Origin of the sequence: Agrobacterium bohemicum, assembly GCF_002896715.1 — a bacterium.
In the GTDB taxonomy this organism is placed as follows: Bacteria; Pseudomonadota; Alphaproteobacteria; order Rhizobiales; family Rhizobiaceae; genus Agrobacterium; species Agrobacterium bohemicum.
Genome location: NZ_PGEL01000019.1, coordinates 118,811 through 136,664, shown reverse-complemented (window position 1 = coordinate 136,664; position 17,854 = coordinate 118,811). Strand labels below are relative to the sequence as shown.

The window sequence follows — 17,854 nt, the reverse complement described above, 5'->3', positions numbered from 1 at the left end:
ATGCCTCAGCGTAATTTGGGGTTAAGGGCGTCGCGCAGCCAGTCACCGAGCACGTTGATGGAGACAACGAGCAGACAGAGCTGGAGGCCGGGGAAAAGGACGATCCACCACAGACCTGAAAACAGATATTGATTGCCGATACGGATCAGCGTTCCCAGTGATGGCTGCTCCGGCGGCATACCAACGCCCAGGAAAGACAGCGTCGCTTCGATCAGGATTCCAAGGCCGAAGTTCAGCGTGGCTGTCACCAGAAGAGGTGTGGTGGTGTTGGGAAGGATGTGTTTCAGCATGATGCGCCATGTCGGCACGCGTATCAGCCGGGCCGCCTGCACATACTCCTTGTTGCGCTCGACCATGGTCTGCGCCCGCACGGTCCGCGCATATTGCACCCATGCTGACAGCGAAATCGCAAAAACGATGACGCCTGATGCGCCTGCTTCGCGTAAGTAAGGCGGCAGGAGCTGCCGGGCGAGTGCGGAGACGAGAATGGCGATCAGCATCGTCGGCATGGACAGAAGCACATCGCCAGCGCGCATCAGCAGGCTATCGGCCCATTTTCCGTGGTAGCCGGCAATCAATCCAAGCGTAGAGCCAATGACGAGCGATACGGCCACGGAGGCAGCACCGATGATGATGGAGGCGCGCGATCCATAGAGGATGGCCGACAGCAGGTCGCGCCCCTGAACGTCGGTGCCGAGGATGTAGGGCCACTGTCCCTCGGCCATCCAGATCGGTGGTATTTCGGCGTTCAGCAGATCGAGAGAGGCAAGATCATAGGGGTTCTGCACCGTAAACAGCGGAGCGAGAAAGGCCGACGCGATCAGCATCAAAAGCATGATTGCAGCAATGATCGCGGATGGATGATGGGTAAAGCTCCATCCCAGATCGGATTGCAGCAACCGTGCCAATCGCGATGGGGTTGGTTTGGGAGTTTTGTGCGTCGGTTCGATGGCGGTCATGGTGATGCTCCTGTCACGCGGCGCGCAGACGCGGGTCGATGACCGCATAGGCGATATCGACGAAGGTGTTCAGCGTTACAAAGATGAAGGATACGATGCACAGGTAAGCCGCCATGACGGGGATATCCACGAAGGTAACAGCCTGCATGAACAGCATTCCCATGCCCGGCCACTGGAAANCCGTTTCGGTGACAAGTGCAAAGGCAATCAGGTTGCCCACCTGCATGGCTGTCAAGGTAACGACCGGCATCAGACAGTTCTTGAGTGCGTGGCGAAACCACAAGGCGCGCNTTCTTACGCCGCGTGCACGGGCAAATTTGATGAAATCCGCGCGCAGCGTCTCCAGCATTTCTGCTCGCACCAGCCGCATGACAAGGGTTATCTGGAAANGCGACAGCGAGAGCGATGGCAGGATGACGGCGGCACGGCCAGAAGGCGTCAGCAGCCCGGTAGACCACCAGCCGATGCGCACCACGTCGCCTCGCCCATAACCGGGTAACCAGCCGAGCGTAACGGAAAATATCAGGATCAGCAGGATACCCACGAGGAAACTCGGCAAAGACACGCCGATGATCGAGCTGAACTGAAGGCTTTCCGCCCACCACTTCCCCCGACCGATGGCCGTGAAAACACCCAGCGGTATACCGATGGCGAGCGACAGGATGGTGGCGATGATGACCAGTTCGAAGGTGGCCGGAAATCGCTCGGCAATAAGGCCCAGCACGGACTGCTGATTGCGCCAGGACAACCCAAACTCGCCCTGCGCCGCATTGGCGACAAAGCGAACATATTGGACGAGGAAGCCATCGTTCAGACCGAGGCGTCCGCGCAATTCGTCGCGATCAACCTGGGTCGCGCTTTCGTTGACCATCATCTCGACGGGATCTCCCAGAAAACGGAAGATAAGGAAGGCAAAGAAAGCGACCGTCAGCATCACAAGAACGGCATTGCCGATCCGCTTGATGAGGAAAGCGAGCATGGTGAAGTGTCCTTGATATGGCCGACATGAAGGAACGGTCCCCCGCCAAGGATGTTGGCGGGGGNCCGGATTACATCTTCACCAGCCACAAACGGGGAAGGTTGTCGGAAANCAGGGGGAAGTCGGCAATCTTTGCACTTGTCGCCCAAGCCAGCGGTTGCTGGTGGAGCGGGATCATGAGCGCATGCTCCTTGGCGATCTTCAGCGACTGTGCTTCCAAGGCGAGGCGCTTGGTGGTGTCCAGTTCAACCGCCGATGCTTCCGTTACCTTGTCGAATTCCTTGTCCGACCAGCCGCCCCAGTTGAAAATTCCAAAAGAACCTTCCTTGGTGTGGAGAACCTGCGATGTCAGGCTATAGGCATCCAGCATGGGCAGAGTGGCCCAGCCGAGGGTGTAGACATCGACCTTGCCCGCGGAACGTTTTGGTGTCTGTACTGCGCGGGGGCCTTGATCCAGCTTCGGCTTGAGGCCAACGCGGGACCACATGGACGCGACGGCCTGGCACATCTGCTCTTCGTTCACCAAAGTGTCTGCGCAGTTGAACTCGAATTCGAAACCTTCAGCGCCAGCTTCCTTGAGAAGTGCCTTTGCCTTCTCGGGATCGGCTTTGACCGGCTGGTCGAGTGCCGCATCATATCCGGGTATCTGCGGTGCGACGAGGGCGCCAGCATTGCGGGACTTGCCACGCATGACGCGTTTCTGGATCAGATCGAGATCAATGGCGAGTTGCATCGCCTGACGGACGCGCAAATCCTTCATCGGGTTGGGCGCTCCCGACAGCAACTGGTCACGCTGGCTAAAGCCAATCATCACTGTGCGAAGATCGGTCCCTTCAAGAAGCTTGACCTGCCCGGCGNCCGCTTCAAGTCGCGGCAAATCCTGCACCGGTGCNTGATCGGTAAAATCGATATCGCCGGACAAAAGTGCGGCCACGCGGGTTGCACTGGAGGCGATCGGCGTAAGCTCGATGCGGTCTATATTGTGCTGGGGCTTGTCCCACCACCCGTCATATTTCACGAAAACGGTTTNCGCATCCGGCTGGCGGCTTTCCACCTTGAAGGGGCCGGTGCCGTTTTCATTGTAGGTGGCGTAGCCCTCGGTGCCGGAGCCAACATCGGTCGGCGCCTCGGCATTGTTGTCCTTCAGCCAACCCGCATCGAAAATATAAATCGTCGTCAGGTCGTTCAGCAGCAGCGGATAATTGGCAGAGACATCAATTTCAATGGTGTGGGCATCGATGACGCGTGAGCCCTTATAGGCAGGAATGTTGCCACGCAGCGGTGACTTCGGGTTGGTCGCACGCAGAAGCGATGCCTGTACATCGTCTGCTGTGAACTCGGCTCCATTGTGGAATGTCACACCTTCGCGCAGTTTGAAACGCCAGGTGGTGGGCGAGATGATTTCATACGAAACCGCAAGTGCGGGCTCTAGCTTCAAGTTTCGGTCATACCGCATCAAGCCTTCATAGGCGTGATTGAGCACACCGAGCGCAAAACTGTCGCCATAGGAGTATGGGTCAAGCGAACTGATGTCGCGGGAAGCGCCCCATTTTAACGTTGTCGCAGATGCTGGCATAGCGAGTGTCAGCAGTGCTGCACCTGCCATTAAAACTTTGGAAATTTGCATTTATAGATCCCCTCGGATTGCATTCAATTTTTCGACACCTGGTCGCTAATTGGAGTGAGTGCTGTTGAAACCCGCTGTCGCAACTGGCTTTTCGGCTCTTTTTTGCAAACTGTAGCTCAGGCTAATTCAGTATGGATACAAACGCAATAATAAATTGCATGCAATTTAAAGGGATAGATTTTGTACAATAATTGTGCGAAATATGATCAAAATTGCATCAGATAACGGGCAGGTTATGTCGACAAATCTCAGCAGAAGTGACGCGATTTATGCTTCTCTTCGCCGCGCCATCCTTGAGCAGGCGTTGAAGCCTGGAACGAAGTTGCCGGAGGACTCCATCGGCGACACGTTTGGTGTCAGTCGAACGAGCGCGCGGAACGCCTTGTTGCGTCTTGCATCCGATGGCTTGGTGGAGATCAAGCCCAATCGCGGTGCGGCCGTTGCCATGCCGACTCTGGAAGAGGCGGAGGAAGTTTTTGCACTCAGGCGCTGCCTTGAGCGGGAGGTCATAGGCCGCCTGTGCAAACGGATGCCGAGAGACGGTATCGACGCTTTGATCAGTCATGTGCGCGAGGAAGAGCGCGCTCTACAGGCATCGTCCCCAAGGTCGATCCGGCTTGCAGGCGAATTCCACATTCTTCTTGCCGAACTGACCGGCTCCAAACTGCTCATTGATTTCATCAGCCAGATCGTCTCGCGCTCATCGCTCATTCTCGCCCGTTTCGGACGTCCGCATTCTGCCGAATGCGGTATCGATGAGCATGTCCAGCTGATCGAGGCATTGAAAAACCTCGATGCTGAAACCGCTATGCGCATCATGGATCATCACCTGCATGCCGTCGAAGATCGGGCCAAGGTGGACGAGAAGGATGATGGGCCTGATATCACCGAGATTCTCAGTCGCTATATTTCGATATCCGATTAGGAGCACTTATGCGTCAGTCGGAAAACGCAGCGGCCCGCTCGACTAAGGGCATGGTCACGACGCCGCATCACACGGCGAGTGAAGCCGGTGCGAAGGTCTTGCGGCGTGGAGGCACGGCGATCGAGGCCGTGATTGCCGCCGGCGCAGCACTTACCGTCCTCTATCCGCATTTTTGCGGCCTGGGTGGAGATGCAATCTGGGTCTTGGCAGATGGCTCCGGTCGTCGCCAGACGATCATGGGGATCGGTCAGGCGGCCGAACATTTACCCCCGCTTGATGCCATCCCGCAACGCGGCCCGCTATCGGCGCTGACAACAGCGGCACTTGTCGATAGTTGGGGCGAGGCGTTGCGATACTCGTCCGAGAACTGGCAGGGAAAGGAGAGCCTGGCCACGCTGCTTGCAGACGCGATTGAGCTGGCCGCACAGGGTTTTCCGGTCAGCCAGTCGCAAAAGCACTGGCATGCATTTCGCGCAAGCGAAATTCCAGGCTGGCCGGGTTTCGAGGCACACTTTGTCACCCAAGGTATTCAGCGCCAACCGCAACTGGCCGCCGTTCTGGAGCGGATCGCTCAATATGGTCACCGCGAATTTTATGAGGGTGAGCTTGCCCAGCGCATTGCAAATGGCCTCGAAGCTGCGCGCAGTCCGATCCGCATTGGCGACATGCAAAAGACCGCTGCGCGAATGGTCGATCCTATCTCCATGGTCTATCGCGGCGTCGAACTTCTAGCGCCACCGCCGCCCTCCCAAGGCGTGACGACGCTTGGGATTATGGGCGTCCTGTCGAATTTCGACATGGCGAACGTGGACCCGTCATCCGCACAGTTCTATCATCTCTGCGTAGAGGCGGTGAAGCAGGCCTTTCTTGATCGAGGCACAATTGCCGATCCGGATTTTGTAGCGCAGGCTTGCTATTATTGGCTGAACGAGACCGTTCTATCGCGCAAGGCAGCCGCAATCGACCGACATATGGCTCTTCCTTGGCCTGACACTCACCGAACCGGCGACACGGTGTACCTCGCCGCAGTCGATAACGAAGGCAGGTGCGCCAGCGTTTTACAGAGTACCTATTATGACTGGGGAAGCGGTGTCTTGCTGGGCGATACGGGCATTCTCTGGCAAANTCGCGGAGCTGCCTTCAGTACAGATCCAGCAAGCCCGAATGTTCTGGCACCAGGAAAAAGGCCATTTTACACGCTCAACCCTGGTATCGGCTTGCGAGACGGCAAACCGCATCTTCTCTACGGTACCCAAGGCGCAGATGGGCAGCCGCAGACACTCACCCTGCTGTTGAGCCGCCTCATAGACCACGGCTTCGATCCGTTGTCCGCGCTTTCCGCACCACGGTTTCTCCTCGGACGAACCTTTTCCGACACCCGCGACAATCTCAAGATAGAGAATTCAGTTGGCGACGGGNTTATGGAGGCCTTGCATGTCATGGGCCACGAAACCATTGCTATTCCCGCACTGAGCGCGCTGGCCGGTCAGGCGGGAGTGATCCGGCTCAACACTGACGGCTGGATCGATGGCGCGCATGATCCCCGCAGCGATGGCTGCGCCGTAGGTATTTGAGGCCTGATATGACCGCTGATCTCATTCTCAGAAACGCGCAATTGGCAGATCAGCCAAGGCCGGTGGATATTGCAGTCAGGGATGGGCGCATCATTGCGATTGCCGCAAACATCCGCTGTGATGCCGTGACTGAAGAGGATATTGACGGCAACTGTGCTTTTNCCGGCTTTGTCGATAGCCATGTCCATCTCGACAAAGCCTGCATTCTGGAGCGTTGCACGATCTGTGCCGGTACGTTGGAAGAAGCCGTGCGCGAAACGGCAAAAGCCAAGGCTGGATTTTCCGAGGATGATGTTTTTGAGCGTGCGTCTGCCGTTGTTCGGCAAGCCATCGTTCACGGCACAACGCGCATGCGCACCTTTGTCGAGATCGATCCAAGGGCAGGCATGCGGTCGTTCGAAGCGATCAAGCGTGTTCGTGCACGGTTCAAATTTGCAATAGATATTCAGATTTGTGCCTTTGCGCAGGAAGGGCTGACGCAGGAATCCGAAACGGAAGAGATGCTGGACGAGGCTCTGCGAAGTGGTGCCGATTTGATCGGTGGCTGTCCCTACACCGATCCGCGACCGGTAGAGCATATCAGCCGGATATTTGTGCTGGCCAGGAGGCACAATGTCGACGTGGATTTNCATCTGGATTTCAGCCTTGATCCTGCAAGAACCGATTTACCGGCCGTTATCGACGCAACCCATGCGAATGGCTATGGCGGACGAGTGACGGTTGGCCACGTAACCAACCTCTCGGCGATTGATCCCGCAGCACGTTCGATTATCGCGCGTAAAATCGCCGCTGCCGGAATCGCTCTGACGGTTCTGCCCGCGACGGACATGTTTCTGATGGGACGGGATCAGCAGTTCAACATTCCGCGCGGAGTTACGCCCGCACATCTCTTGCTGAAAGAGGGAGTGCAGGCTGCAATCGCGACCAACAACGTCATGAATCCCTTCACCCCGTTCGGAGATGCGTCGCTCGGACGCATGGCCAATCTGTATGCCAACGTCATGCAGCTTTCCCGCGATGAAGATATAGACTCGGTTTTTCATATGGTCGGCGGGCATGCCGCGAGAATTATGAGGGCAGATTACGGACTGGCTGTGGGCGCGGCGGCTGACATCGTCATCCTCGACGCCCNGGACCATCGCAGCGCCGTAAGATCCGGGGCGCCGACTCTGGCAGGCTGGAAAGCGGGGCGGAAAACATTTGTCCGATCAAGGCCGCAAATTTTCGAAGCAGTTGCAGATTGCACGATGCCCGGTACTGGCTGAACGTCGCGCCACTTGACGTTTGGTTTGATACTCGTGTCAATACTTCGGAGCGCACCTGGTAAGTGATGCCCGTTCAAGCGGGAGAAGTTTCCATGGCGTTGGCCCGGCAAATGTCCGTTGTCCACTAACGTTTTGCTATGAAACAGCAGCCTCGCTGTCCAGCCACGAACTCCATCCCTCTTAGGGTGAAATAGTGTTGATTACCGCACATGTTGACCCGCTTTCTCGTTTCTAAGTCATCTCCCCGAACGGCAAGGGACGAAATGGCGTGACGGCGTAAATTCCGCCGAAACTCAAACGTTTAGCGGTTCTTGCGTTGCGATCAGCGGAATCTGAGGCACTATTTCCAGCTCATGTGGTCTGCTGCGGCGCATCCAAATGGCGCACGGTCTTCGCCAAAGCGTTTTTNCAACTGATCGCAGCCCCAGCGGTTCAGTGGAGCAGGCATCATATCGTTGATGTCCATTCCAGGAGATTGAAACTGGGTTGGTGAGGTCGTCACATACCAAAGCCAAAAGCCGAACATGCCAACTATAAGCAAAAGCAATGTTCCGAAGAAAATTTGCAGGCCTTTCCAAGCCGACATCGTCTTTTTCGGCACACCGATAACTGGCGTATCGTCAATGCTGGCGTGATTTGCGAAGGGCGCGAGTGCTGCGTTCCGCTCGTCGTCGGTCAATGCAACACGCTGGAGGCGATCGTCAAGAAGCACGGGCAACCCCGTGTTGCCGTGCCGGACAGCCAAGGCAAGAAGTTTGCCATTGGCTTCACCGACTATCAGGGGCTCGGCACCCTGTTTCATACGCGTGTAAGCTGACCGGCCTGTTTTATCTGTGGAGACCTTGTCGTTATAGGTAACGGAAAGGATATTATGTTTGCGGTCGAAGGCACTGATTTCCACCGGCACGACCTTGAGCAAAGCGGGTCGGCGCAGCTGGCTCTTAACCCTTAAAATGCGCAAGGCCAGAAAAATCGTGCCGATGCCCAGACCGCCCAATGCAAGAGAGAAGAGTGTGAGCGTTATGATCCGGTTCCAGAGCTTGTCGAGGCCAAGGCTTATCGTCGCCAGTTCGGGATGGTCTGCCGAGATGACCAGTGCCGTCTCATAGTCTCCCACATGAAAATCGACGAACATGACTTCGACCTTTGTATCGTAGGTCTGGCCGTTGACGTTATAGACAAGCCGGGCCTTGCAGTCGGTGAGAATCGCCTTTCGCGTCGTGCATCGACCATCCTGGATGTTACCGTCTTCCAAGACCAGCGGGTTTTGGCTGATGCGGAAGTCGCGGTAGACGCCCGGTCCTTCCCAGAAAAGGAGAAAGGCAGCGAGTGCGAGGATAATGGGAGGAGACCAGAAATAAGCGCGAGGGATCGAAATCACGTCGCGTGCCAGCGAAAACGGACGATTGGGCAGATGAAGCGTCGGCGTCAATTTCGTAGTCTTTCCATTCAATTATCAACAGTAATTGCGGGTTGGATCAGGATAATCGGATCAAAGCTTCGCACGGCTGAGCCCTTCATCGAGGAGCCTGAGCTAACTTCGTGCCAAGAAGGCGGCCACCGCACAAAGTTTGTGCGGCGTTCCATCTCGTCCTATCGGGGTTTCTTTCTGGCCGTTGACGGCGGTGACGTCCGCGTCCACCCTACGATCAATTGCGGCTGCGCTATCAGCGACCTTGGTTGCCGGCCTTTTTGCTCGATCGGCCAGCACTGACCGCAATACGTTGGATGCTGCCAGACCGTTTTTCACGACGGCTGGCAGGAAAGGCACCGCGATCTCACAGGAGACTTAACGCGCAGGTCTGATTGTTTTCTTAGGGGCGGCAATCCCGCTTTCGCGCTCCAATTTCTTGCGAGCCATTTTCCTTACGCGCCGTACGCCTTCTGCTTTTTCTCTGGCTCGTTTGACTGACGGCTTTTCAAAATGCTCGCGCAGCCGCATTTCGCGGAAANCCCCCTCGCGCTGCATCCTCTTTTTGAGCACGCGCAGAGCCTGCTCAACATTGTTATCGCGGACATCTACCTTCAATTTATACTCCTTATTTCGTTAATCGTAATCGCGATGCTGGTCGGCGCTCGCTGCGAGAAAACACGTCCCACCATTNGTCTGAGCCGTCTTCATAGAGTGCTTGGCCTTGCACGTCGATCTGCTGTTGCACTTTTTGCGGAAACTTTGCCTCACGGGACCGATGGGTGCACATATCAAATACCGACCGGTGTAGACAAGTTCCGCTAAAGACCAAACCTCTCGTATTGAAAGTGCTCCCACTTCTGTTCGGATATATTCCTGTACGGATGCTCAGATGGCATAAATTCATGCGGTTGAAAACTGGTTGGGTGCTATATCGGGTGTTCCATCTACTTCACTGGCTGATGCAACGCGACATGGCTTTTGCCGGTCGGCGTCATCCGCGACGCTCGTCCATGCAACCAATTACTACGCATAGTTTCGTCGCCAGACGGTAGGCGCGATGCATCGTTCGGTGAATCGCGGGCACCCGATCCTGAAAGGATCCAATTATGATACCTATTCCTAACGTCTCACATCATACGACGTCCAGCGCATCGCAGGGCCTTTCACAGTTGCTGCGCACGTTGACATCAGGTGTCAACCAATGATCGGATATCTGATCCTTGTTCACCGCTTTCCCAAACAATTCAAACGCCTTTTCAAGGCAATCTATGATCCGCGCAACAGCTATGTGGTGCATGTCGACAAAAATTCTGGTGAAACGCTGGATGCGGATATTCGCGACTTTCTGAACTCCTATTCGAATGCGGAAGTGATGGAGGGTCACGCGGCATTGTGGGGCGGCTACAGTCTCGTGGATGCCGAACTTCGCGGCATGGAACACCTGCTGGCGATGGATGGCAACTGGAGCCACTTCATCAATCTGAGCGGCCAGGATTTTCCGTTGAAAACGCAAGCGCAGATCATGGACCATCTGCTCGCGTATCCGAAGCGAGAATACATCAAAGTCCTGGATCAGGAAAAAGTTCGGCCGGACACAATGCGTCGCATTGGTGAGTTCGTCATCGAACGAGGTGGCCAGATCGAGCAGACCCTGACGATGCGGCCATTTCTCGATGGGGCCACACCTTATATCGGCAACCAATGGATGATCGTCAGCCGGGCATTTTGCAATTTCGTCTGCCATGATATCAGGGCCGACCGTTACAAGGCATTCTACCGCAACACCTTCATTGCGGATGAGGGNTTCTTCCAGACCGTTATGATGAACACTTCTGTGCATGGCGAAATCGTCAATGACGATCTACGCATGATTGACTGGGTGCCGGATGGCGACATCAAATTGCGGCCAAGGACGTATCTGCGCGAGGACGCGGCTGCTCTGAAGGCAAGCCACAACCTGTTTGCGCGGAAATTCGAGCAGGACGTCGACGGCGATATTCTGTCGATACTGGAAGAGCATCTGGCAAAGCAGACATGCGTCACGCCCGACGGACCTGAGTTCGTTCCCGCGGCCGCCGCCTAAGTTGAAGGATTTTTACACGTCATTTGGCCCGATGGTTCGGTTGAACACCGTGAACACTGACTCAGTTTAGACCGTTTAGATTATGAGCTGCTCTGTTCGAGGAGTCATGATCACCTTTGTGCAGTGCCAGGATTCTCTGGGCATCTTCGAGACGGATGCCATGCCTTTTNGCAAAAGCCGTGGGCTCGTAGGAGGCACTTTTCTGCGTTTTTTTNAAATTAGTCGGTGTCGATGCCATCTCATGCCTCCAGCGCCACCGACAACTGGACGATGATGAAATTTCCATAGCACATAATTTCGGCAAAAANGTTTAAATCAAGGACAGTCTGTGTCGAGCCAGAGGTGCAAACCCTTTCGACATTGCTGGAGGCACTGGCACTACATCTGCGCCATATCGTCCAAGAGGTTCTGTGACAAATCACTGATTGCGACTTCCGCCTCCTCCAGGGTCCAGCCCACGCTTTCTGCCTGCCTAGCTAGCGCCATCAACTGAGGCACCAAAGTACCACCAGCCGCAGCCGTGATGTCTTCTGGTTTTAAACCTTGAGCAATAAGAAGAAATGCTTGCTCCAAAGCCTCCTGGCAACCGATATCCCTGTCAGGATAGGGCTCTGAGCTTCGTGGTCTGTTCAGAATGGCCATACGATCTCACCCGCTTTCGTTCGCAATAAACTCTCACACTGAACTCACACCTTTAACCGCCTCGTCATGCAAATGGAAGCTACTGAGATGAACACGAAACCGCTCGCCGCCGACTGCATTTTTTGCGCCGTTTCGTGCCCGCAAGTGCGTTTGACAGGTGCCTGCGCAAGTAGATGAAACTGCCCGCCTGAGAGCGGTGTGTCTGGTCAAACGTTACCGAACACGGAGACGATTTTCTTTACGCAGATAATAATGCCGGGTATCGGTCTCAGTAACAGCGACCTCGTTCGTGGGGCGATGGCGATTTCGGAGGATAGCTCGTGGACGTTAATCTCAAAGAGGCCAGTTGGCTAAACGAACCGGCAGTGTGGGAGGCCACCAAAACTGGCCTAACTCTGACGACGGATGCGAACACCGATTTCTGGCGTAAGACGCATTACGGATTTACACGCGATAGTGGGCATTTCCTCGGTACTCCCGTTGACGATGGATTCACAGCGCGTGTCCGCGTTCAGGGGGAGTTCGGGTCTCTCTATGATCAAGCCGGTCTTATGGTGCGCATTGACGAAAATCGATGGGTTAAGACGGGTGTAGAGTTTACCGATGGAGAACGCTTCCTCAGTACGGTCATCACCGATGGGAAATCGGACTGGTCAGTGTCCCAGCCTTTCAAAGACCTCGAGGATTTCTATATTCGGGTTACATTGAAGGAAGGCGCGATGCGTATTCAGGCATCGTCCGATGGCAGGATGTGGCCGCTGCTGCGTCTTGCTCCGTTTCCAGAGGCTTCTCGTTATCTGGTCGGCTTGACTGCGTGCACACCGGAGCGCGGCGGGCTGGCGGTTCGGTTTTCGGAGTTCGCAGTTGACGAGGCGATCACTACTGACCTTCACGATCTGTCAAATTAACTCCCACCCCGTTGTCATCGGTCGGACGATGAGCGTGCGGGCTTCGTCGCTGTCTGGCTTGAGGATGGGTATTCTATGCCGCAGGCAAGAATAAGATCACTTTCCAGCACGGCCCGAAGCTCTAAACTGTGTGTAAAGCACTACTGCTGGCGATGGCAGGGCTGGAGGCCAGCAGTGCGCATTTGTTGGCCGTCGTTGTTCTCTACTTGGAAAACTGGATTGCACGCCGGTTGGCCTTATTCGAAATATTCCTGATGGGCGTCGAAGACTTGCGAGAGAACGCCCAGCACGCGCCTCAGGTGCTTGCGCAGTTCTTCCACTGCGCCCTCTTCGTCTCCCGCCGTGAGGCCGCCGTAAACGGCCTCGTGCTCCGTCAGCAAGCCGCTCATATGTGCTTCGTCGGTGATGGCAAGCGCGCGAAGCCGGTCCAGGCCGGCCTTTTCACGGATGAGCAGTGTTTCCAGCCTTTCGAGGCCGGTTGCAGCAGCAAGCGCACTGTGGAACTGGTCGTCATGCACGCGAAACAACTTCCTGTCACCGCGCTGCATCGCAACCCGCTGGCCGCTTAACGCGTGTTCGATTTCCTGTTTGGAATCGACTGAAATGCCCGTCTGGCAAAGTTTGCGAACCGCCGCAATTTCCAGCGCCTCTCGAATGAACTGGGCGCTGCGGATGTGTTTTTCCGACAATTTCGAGACATAGGTGCCGCGGCTCGGCAGGGTAACGATAAGGCCGTCGTCGCGCAGGCGGCTGAGCGCTTCGCGCACAGGAGTGCGGCTGGAGTTGAAGGATTGCCCGATTTCGTTTTCCGAAACCGCCTGGCCCGGGAAAAACTCTCGCGAAAGGATGGCAGATTTCAGCGCAGAATAAATCTGGTCCACAACCGGGCGGTTGAAGTCCAGTCTTTCCATCGTCGGTACCGTGCCGCCTCTAGTCGGGATCTTTGGCATATGCTCTCCAAGGCCTTTGGTTAAAACCGGTATACCGGAACACTGGATTGTTGACAACCGGCATACCGGTATGCAATGCAGCATGTCTGGGAAGGAGGATCCCCAATGCAAAAAATCAAAACCTGCGTTATTGTGGGTGCCGGAATGGTCGCCAAGACACATGTGCTCGCCTGCGCGGCAAGCCCGGAAAAAATACGTTTGAAAGGTATCGTCGGCGGTCGTTCCAGCCGCGTAAACGCGTTGGCCGCCGAAGCTTCCAGGCATACCGGCCAAGATGTGCTCGTATATTCAAGCGTAGATGAAGCAGCGGCTGACAGCGATATCGATTTCGCTATCATCGCCACGCCGCCGAACGTCCGTGCGGAGATTGTGGGTCCGCTTGCAAGAGCGGGTAAACATATTCTTCTGGAAAAGCCCGTCGCGCGCAATACGCGCGAAGCGGTTGACCTGGTCGAGATGTGTCGTGATGCCGGCATTGTACTGGGCATCATCTTCCAGCATCGTATGCGGGCTGCATCGCTGAAAGCGCGTGAACTTGTCGATAGTGGCGCGCTCGGTGCGCTCAGCGTCTGCGAGATTTCCGTGCCGTGGTGGCGCACCCAGGCCTATTATGACGAGCCTGGGCGCGGAACGCTGGCACGTGATGGCGGCGGTGTCCTGATATCGCAAGCCATCCATACAATAGACCTTGCACTCAGCCTTACGGGCGGCGTTGATCGCGTCCAGGCAATGGCAGCGACCACGCGGTTCCACACAATGGAAACCGAAGACTACGTTTCCGCCGGGCTGCGTTTTAAAAATGGCGCGGTCGGTTCGCTGGTCGCCAGTACGGCGAGTTTTCCCGGTGCGCCCGAATCTATTATCCTGCATTTCGATAATGCCAGCCTGCGGCTCGCATCCGGCCTGTTGCATGTCGACTGGCGCGATGGCAGTCAGGACACGTTCGGGGGTGCCGCATCCGGTACCGGCGGCGGTGCGGATCCCATGGCGTTTACGCATGAATGGCATCAGGGCGTCTTTGAGGATTTCGTGGACGCCATCTCCTCAGGTCGCACGCCGGTCGTCACCGGTGAGGCAGCCCTTTTGTCTCACAGACTGATCGATGCGATCATAAACTCGGCCAAAACCGGCAAAGAAGTGGAACTGCAGGATGAGTAAACCAATCAAGTTTGTGGCTCTCGGCATAGAGCATCGGCACATTTTCGGCATGGCGCAGAACATGCTCGATGCCGGCGCACAATTTGCGGGCTGGTGGACGGAAGGCGAGCCGGACGTCGTGGAAGGCTTCGTAAAGCGCTTCCCAGATGTGCCACGCGCCGCTTCCAAAGACGATTTGCTGGCTGACCAGAGCATAGATCTCGTGATCATTGCCGACATTCCGTCCAAGCGTGCCGATCTTGCCATCGCCGCCATGGAAGCGGGCAAGGACGTCATGTCCGACAAGCCGGGCTGCACCACGTTCGACCAGCTTGAGCGCCTGCGCCAGACTGTTGCCAAGACCCAGAGAATCTGGACTGTCGATTTTTCAGAGCGCTTCGAAGTCCCGAGCGTCACGAAAGCCGCAGAGCTGGTCGCACAGGGCGCCATCGGCCGCGTCATTCAGACGGTCGGCGTCGGGCCGCACCGCCTGAACCGGCAGATTCGCCCGACATGGTTTTTCGAACGTGAGGCTTACGGCGGCATTCTAACCGATATTGCCAGCCACCAGATCGACCAGTTCATGTTCTTCACGGGTTCGGCCGAGGTTGAAATCGTATCAGCCACGGTTGCCAACTATGCCAATCCGGGCGATCCGGGTCTTCAGGATTTCGGCGAAGTGCTGTTGCGTGGCGATCGCGGCCATGGCTACATCCGTGTTGACTGGTATACACCGGATGCGCTTCCAACCTGGGGCGATGGCCGTTTGACGATCCTCGGAACAGAAGGGTACATCGAGCTGCGCAAATATGTCGATGTCGGCAATACTGAAGGCACCGACCGCCTGATTCTCGTGAACGGCGACCGCTGCGAATATATCGATGCATCCGACGCTGGCCTGCCTTACTTCGCCCTTGTGTGCGATGATATCCGCAACCGGACGGAAACGGCCATGACGCAGGAACACGTCTTCAAGGTGTGCGACCTCTCTCTTCAGGCGCAGGCCAAGGCCGAAGGATCGGCAGCATGATAGGCGTCGCGATTATCGGCGCCGGCATCGGCGCACAGCATCTGAGCGGTTATCTGGCGCTGCCGGAACGGTTCACCGTCAAGGCCATCTGCGATCTGGATCTGGAACGTGCCCGTTCGGTTGCAGGAGAAGCGTCGTCCATTCACCTAACGGCCGACCTCGACGAAGTTTTGGCCGACGACAGCATTTCACTGATCGATATCTGCCTGCCGCCGCATCTGCATTTCCCTGTGGCGCTGAAGGCGCACGCGGCTGGCAAGGACGTTGTCTGCGAAAAACCGCTGGTGCGCTCGCTTGAGGAGGCAAGTGCACTGCTGGAATCCGTCAAGAAAACTGGAAGACAGGTTTTCCCCGTTTNCCAGTATCGTTTNGGCCACGCTTTGCGGCAGCTGCGGGCACTTATTGATGCCGGGCTGGCCGGACAGGCCTTCGTCGCCAGTTCGGAAGTGCACTGGAACCGTGGCGCGAGCTACTACGATATTCCATGGCGCGGCACATGGAAGGGTGAGTGCGGCGGCGCGATCCTCGGTCACGCCATTCATGCGCACGACCTTCTCTGCCATGTCCTGGGTCCTGTGGAGCAGGTCTTCGCCATGGCCGATACACGAGTTAACAAGATCGAAACCGAAGACTGCGCGGCCATCAGCTTCCGCATGAAAAGTGGTGCACTCGCCACTTCCTCTGTCACGCTTGGCGCAGCCGACGACACGTCCCGTCTCCGGTTCTGCTTCGAAGGCTTCACCGCCGAAAGCGGAACGCTGCCTTATCGTCCGGCGGAAGATAANTGGCACTTCACAGCGCGGGCACCGACCACGCAGGATCAGATCGACGCCGTTCTCGCAACGGTGGAAGATGGCGAAAACGGCTTTACCGGTTTCGTCGAGGCGATTGCCAATGCGATGGAGGGTCGCGAGGGCAAGGAAGTGACGATTACGGACGGCTTACAGTCCATCGAACTCGTGACCGCCATCTACACATCGGTCCAGGAAGGCACGGTCGTTCGCCTGCCGCTGACCGCTGAAAATGAGCGATTCAAGGGTTGGGCTCCGCGCGCGTCCGCTACGGCATAATCATCTAAAGGGAGGAAACCAGATGAGCAGAAAATACAGCCTGGCGTTTGCTTTGGCCTTGGGGACGGCATCTTTTGCCGCCGCTGCCCAAGCACAGGAAGTTCGTTTCACCTGCGCCTATGATGGCAACGGCTGCGAAGTTCTAAAGGACATCCTGTCGCGTTACGAAAAACAGCATCCCGACGTCAAGATCGTCACGGATGTGGTACCTTACAAGGCGCTTCTCGAAGGCCTGCCGGTGCAACTGGCCGGCGGCAGCGGACCGGATTTCGCAACCGTCACCGACCTTGGTGGCCTCAACCGCTATTATCTCGATCTGACGCCCTATGTGGATGCGAAATACTGGCAAGACAATTTCGGCGATGTGCTGAAATGGTACCGTAGTGGCCCCGACGACAAGGGCATCTATGGTATGCAGACGCAGCTTACCATCACCGGTGCCTTCATTAACCGTACCCTGTTCGATCAAGCGAAAGTCGCCGTTCCCGGCAAGGATGCGACCCTTGACGACTGGGCCAAGGTTGCAAACGAAGTGGCGAAGGCCACCGGCTCACCGTATCCCATGGCGATCGATCGCTCCGGCCACCGTATCGCAGGTCCAGCAATTTCCTACGGCGCGAAACTTTTCGATGCCGACGGCAAGCCGATACTCGTCGATGAGGGCTTCACGACCTTCGTGAAGAAATTCGTCGACTGGAACAAGGACGGCACCATGGCGCGTGACGTCTGGGCCGGGCAGGGTGGCAACACGTACCGCGATGCGGCACAGGAGTTTATCAACGGTCAGCTCGTCTATTATTATTCGGGCAGCTGGCAGACAGCGCGCTTCGACAGCCAGGTCGGGGATGCTTTCGACTGGGAAGTCGTGTCGCAGCCATGCGGACCAGCCGCTTGCACAGGCATGCCGGGCGGAACGGGTATCGTGGGCTTCAAACAGACCAAGAACCCGAAGATCGTCGCGGATATTCTGAACTTCCTCGCGCAGGACGAGAATTACCTCGACTTCACCGTCCGTACCCGCAACGTCCCGGCTCACAAGGCTGTCGGCGCAAAGCCTATCGACTACACCGGCGCAACACCGGCGACTCAGAAGGCCATGAACGCCTGGCTGGATCAGGTCCCGGGTATCAGCCCGATCGCCTACGCCTATCAGGGCTACAAGAACAACCGTGCGATGTTCAACATCTCAGTCCAGCGCGTCACGCAGGCGATTGTTGGCGAAAGCTCTGTAGACGACGCCATGGCGCGTGCGAAGACCGATCTTGAGGAAGCGTTGAAACAGGCGAAGTGA

General features: G+C 56.5%; 16 protein-coding genes. 9 read left to right on the top strand and 7 right to left on the bottom strand.

Going from position 1 to position 17,854, the window contains the following annotated elements:
- Window positions 1-5: 5 nt before the first annotated feature.
- The 3 genes from CUC55_RS05210 to CUC55_RS05200 form a co-directional block, all read right to left on the bottom strand.
- The gene (locus CUC55_RS05210; RefSeq protein ID WP_067653069.1) at window positions 6-959 is read right to left on the bottom strand and encodes an ABC transporter permease; all 954 of its coding nucleotides are present in this window, start codon (window positions 957-959) and stop codon (window positions 6-8) included.
- Window positions 960-972: 13 nt separating this feature from the next.
- Entirely contained in the window at window positions 973-1,938 is a 966-nt protein-coding gene (locus CUC55_RS05205; RefSeq protein WP_103087162.1) for an ABC transporter permease, read from the bottom strand.
- Between the two features lie 70 nt (window positions 1,939-2,008).
- Window positions 2,009-3,565, bottom strand: a complete 1,557-nt coding sequence (locus tag CUC55_RS05200) for an ABC transporter substrate-binding protein (protein ID WP_103087161.1) — start codon at window positions 3,563-3,565, stop codon at window positions 2,009-2,011.
- A 235-nt stretch (window positions 3,566-3,800) separates the two neighbouring features.
- Between CUC55_RS05200 and CUC55_RS05195 the strand changes: the two genes are divergently transcribed.
- The 3 genes from CUC55_RS05195 (at window position 3,801) to CUC55_RS05185 (ending at window position 7,329) form a co-directional block, all read left to right on the top strand.
- Window positions 3,801-4,490, top strand: coding sequence for a GntR family transcriptional regulator (locus CUC55_RS05195; protein WP_067653139.1), 690 nt, complete (start codon window positions 3,801-3,803; stop codon window positions 4,488-4,490).
- Between the two features lie 8 nt (window positions 4,491-4,498).
- Window positions 4,499-6,064 carry a gamma-glutamyltransferase family protein gene (locus tag CUC55_RS05190; RefSeq protein ID WP_245417695.1) on the top strand — a complete coding sequence of 522 codons (1,566 nt, stop codon included), beginning with the start codon at window positions 4,499-4,501 and terminating at the stop codon, window positions 6,062-6,064.
- An 8-nt stretch (window positions 6,065-6,072) separates the two neighbouring features.
- Window positions 6,073-7,329: an amidohydrolase family protein gene (locus CUC55_RS05185; RefSeq protein ID WP_103087160.1), complete on the top strand. Its 1,257-nt coding sequence runs from the start codon at window positions 6,073-6,075 to the stop codon at window positions 7,327-7,329.
- A 340-nt stretch (window positions 7,330-7,669) separates the two neighbouring features.
- Here the strand turns inward: CUC55_RS05185 and CUC55_RS05180 are convergent, their stop codons facing one another.
- Complete coding sequence (locus tag CUC55_RS05180; RefSeq protein ID WP_103087159.1) at window positions 7,670-8,761, bottom strand: hypothetical protein; 1,092 nt, start codon at window positions 8,759-8,761, stop codon at window positions 7,670-7,672.
- Between the two features lie 357 nt (window positions 8,762-9,118).
- Complete coding sequence (gene rpsU, locus CUC55_RS05170; RefSeq protein WP_103087158.1) at window positions 9,119-9,358, bottom strand: 30S ribosomal protein S21; 240 nt, start codon at window positions 9,356-9,358, stop codon at window positions 9,119-9,121.
- Window positions 9,359-9,944: 586 nt separating this feature from the next.
- On the opposite strand from rpsU, the gene CUC55_RS05165 reads away from it, so the two are divergent.
- Window positions 9,945-10,826: a beta-1,6-N-acetylglucosaminyltransferase gene (locus CUC55_RS05165; RefSeq protein WP_067653056.1), complete on the top strand. Its 882-nt coding sequence runs from the start codon at window positions 9,945-9,947 to the stop codon at window positions 10,824-10,826.
- 378 nt (window positions 10,827-11,204) lie between these two features.
- On the opposite strand, the gene CUC55_RS05160 is transcribed toward CUC55_RS05165, so the two are convergent.
- Window positions 11,205-11,468 (bottom strand): hypothetical protein, encoded by a 264-nt coding sequence (locus CUC55_RS05160; protein WP_067653053.1) that lies wholly within the window; start codon window positions 11,466-11,468, stop codon window positions 11,205-11,207.
- A 320-nt stretch (window positions 11,469-11,788) separates the two neighbouring features.
- On the opposite strand from CUC55_RS05160, the gene CUC55_RS05155 reads away from it, so the two are divergent.
- On the top strand, window positions 11,789-12,376 hold the full coding sequence (locus CUC55_RS05155) for a DUF1349 domain-containing protein (protein ID WP_067653051.1): 588 nt from the start codon (window positions 11,789-11,791) through the stop codon (window positions 12,374-12,376).
- 236 nt (window positions 12,377-12,612) lie between these two features.
- Here CUC55_RS05155 and CUC55_RS05150 read toward each other — a convergent pair whose 3' ends face one another.
- A complete protein-coding gene (locus CUC55_RS05150; protein ID WP_067653049.1) occupies window positions 12,613-13,326 on the bottom strand; it encodes a GntR family transcriptional regulator in 714 nt (237 codons plus the stop codon).
- Window positions 13,327-13,431: 105 nt separating this feature from the next.
- Between CUC55_RS05150 and CUC55_RS05145 the strand changes: the two genes are divergently transcribed.
- The 4 genes from CUC55_RS05145 (at window position 13,432) to CUC55_RS05130 (ending at window position 17,854) form a co-directional block, all read left to right on the top strand.
- A complete protein-coding gene (locus tag CUC55_RS05145; protein ID WP_067653047.1) occupies window positions 13,432-14,484 on the top strand; it encodes a Gfo/Idh/MocA family protein in 1,053 nt (350 codons plus the stop codon).
- Entirely contained in the window at window positions 14,477-15,493 is a 1,017-nt protein-coding gene (locus tag CUC55_RS05140) for a Gfo/Idh/MocA family protein (RefSeq protein WP_067653045.1), read from the top strand. The genes CUC55_RS05145 and CUC55_RS05140 overlap by 8 nt, the downstream gene beginning before the upstream one ends.
- The gene (locus CUC55_RS05135) at window positions 15,490-16,563 is read left to right on the top strand and encodes a Gfo/Idh/MocA family protein (RefSeq protein WP_103087157.1); all 1,074 of its coding nucleotides are present in this window, start codon (window positions 15,490-15,492) and stop codon (window positions 16,561-16,563) included. The genes CUC55_RS05140 and CUC55_RS05135 overlap by 4 nt, the downstream gene beginning before the upstream one ends.
- A 22-nt stretch (window positions 16,564-16,585) precedes the next feature.
- Window positions 16,586-17,854 carry an ABC transporter substrate-binding protein gene (locus tag CUC55_RS05130; RefSeq protein ID WP_067653041.1) on the top strand — a complete coding sequence of 423 codons (1,269 nt, stop codon included), beginning with the start codon at window positions 16,586-16,588 and terminating at the stop codon, window positions 17,852-17,854.